Raw genomic sequence first — 1,736 nt, forward strand, 5'->3', positions numbered from 1 at the left:
GGCGGCGCCTGCCCGCACGGCGGCGGCGCGTTCTCGGGCAAGGATCCGACCAAGGTCGACCGCTCGGCCGCCTACGCCGCGCGCTACGTCGCCAAGAACATCGTCGCCGCCGGCTTGGCCCGGCAATGCCAGATCCAGGTGGCCTACGCGATCGGCGTGGCGCGGCCGATGAACGTGACGGTGTACACCGAAGGCACCGGCGTGATCAGCGACGAAAAGATCGAGGCCCTGGTGGCCGAGCACTTCGATCTGCGGCCCAAGGGCATCATCCAGATGCTCGACCTGCTGCGGCCGATCTACGAGAAGACCGCGGCGTACGGCCACTTCGGCCGCGAGGAGCCGGAGTTCACGTGGGAGCGGACCGACAAGGCAGCCGCGCTGCGTGCAGCGGCTGGCCTTTAAGGCCAGCGGTCGCGCGAGCGACCCGGCTGCTTTGCGGCGAGGCTCACATCGCGCCGCGATGTGAAGGCGCGCAGCGCCGGCCGGAGCCACAAGGCCAAGGTGCTGCGGGCTGCTGCGGGGCTGTAGGCCCTTCAGCGTTCGTCGAACCCCGCCTCCTTCTGCCCCCGCAGCGCGAGCAACTCGACGACGTCATCGACTTCGTCGTAGCGGTACAGCGCCACGTAGCCACGATTGCCTCGCCCGATCACCAGCTCACGGCGGGTGGGGCGGGACTTGCGCCCGATCAGAGGGTGGCGCTCCAGGATCCGCAGCGCCTCGAACACCTCGTCGAGCCGCTCGCCGATGCGAACCGCGTCGTGCGCGGCCAGATGCTCGGCGATGCAAGCGACGTCTTCGGCCAACCGGTGGGCATACCGGACCGTCGTCACCCCGGCTTCAGTCCGTGCGCCGCAGCGACGCCCGCATACGGGCCTGTTCCTGCGGCGTCATCCTGCGCGGCTTGGGAGACTCGGGCTGCTCGCCTCGCGCTAGCGCGGCGGCGTAGGCGCGCAGGTCGTCGTGGGTCAAGAACTCGCCGGACCGCGCCATTTCCTTCAAGCGCCGCGTGGCTTCAGCCTCGAACGACTGTTGCCGCTCGAGTCGTTCGGCAGCCTCGGCGATGGCATCGAGCATGAACGCGTGCGCGGTCGAACCCCGCGCCGCCGCCAGGCGCTCCACCCGAGCTTTCAGGCGGTCGGGCAATCGAACGGTTGTCGTGCTCATGTGCAGGCTCCCATCGGATGAGAACAGCGTAGCACATATGTGCTACACCTCGCCGTCACACCGATGCAGCGCGTTCGTTGAGGCCGAAGGCGGGGCTGTCGGTACCCCATTTGTGGACGAATTCAGACTTCAGGCCTCTTTCTTAAAACAACCCGACGATCCGCCCGTCGTCGTCGACATCGATCGCTGCCGACGACGGCACTTTCGGCAGGCCTGGCATCGTCATGATCTCGCCGCACACCAGCACCACGAATTCGGCGCCTGCCGCGAGCCGTACCTCGCGGATGTTCAGCACGTGGCCGGTGGGCGCGCCGCGCAGGCTCGGGTCGGTCGAGAACGAGTACTGCGTCTTGGCGATGCACACGGGGAAGTGGCCGTAGCCACCGTCCTGCAGGCGTTGCAGCTGCGCCCGGACCTTCGCGTCGGCGCTCACGCTGTCGGCGCCATAGATCTTGCGCGCGATGGCTTCCGCCTTCTGCCACAGGGTGTCGCTGTCGGCGTAGACGAAGCGCAGCGTCGGCGTGTGCGTTTCGACGACGCGCACCACCTCGCGCGCCAGCGCCTCGGCACCC

4 protein-coding genes are annotated in these 1,736 nt (G+C 68.4%); 1 reads left to right on the forward strand and 3 read right to left on the reverse strand.

Annotated elements, in window-relative coordinates:
- The coding region (locus tag AC30N0_RS15450) for a methionine adenosyltransferase domain-containing protein (protein WP_489518791.1) at positions 1-402 on the forward strand (402 nt) is incomplete at its 5' end.
- A gap of 131 nt (positions 403-533) precedes the next feature.
- Here AC30N0_RS15450 and AC30N0_RS15455 read toward each other — a convergent pair.
- From AC30N0_RS15455 to AC30N0_RS15465, 3 genes are all read right to left on the reverse strand, one after another.
- On the reverse strand, positions 534-830 hold the full coding sequence (locus AC30N0_RS15455; RefSeq protein ID WP_489518792.1) for a type II toxin-antitoxin system RelE/ParE family toxin: 297 nt from the start codon (positions 828-830) through the stop codon (positions 534-536).
- A 7-nt stretch (positions 831-837) separates the two neighbouring features.
- The gene (locus tag AC30N0_RS15460) at positions 838-1,164 is read right to left on the reverse strand and encodes a CopG family ribbon-helix-helix protein (protein ID WP_489518793.1); all 327 of its coding nucleotides are present in this window, start codon (positions 1,162-1,164) and stop codon (positions 838-840) included.
- A gap of 142 nt (positions 1,165-1,306) precedes the next feature.
- Positions 1,307-1,736 (reverse strand): formate--tetrahydrofolate ligase (locus AC30N0_RS15465; RefSeq protein WP_489518794.1); only part of this gene is annotated, 430 nt, incomplete at its 5' end.

Source organism: Rhizobacter sp. (assembly GCF_031412495.1).
In the GTDB taxonomy this organism is placed as follows: Bacteria; Pseudomonadota; Gammaproteobacteria; order Burkholderiales; family Burkholderiaceae_C; genus Schlegelella_A.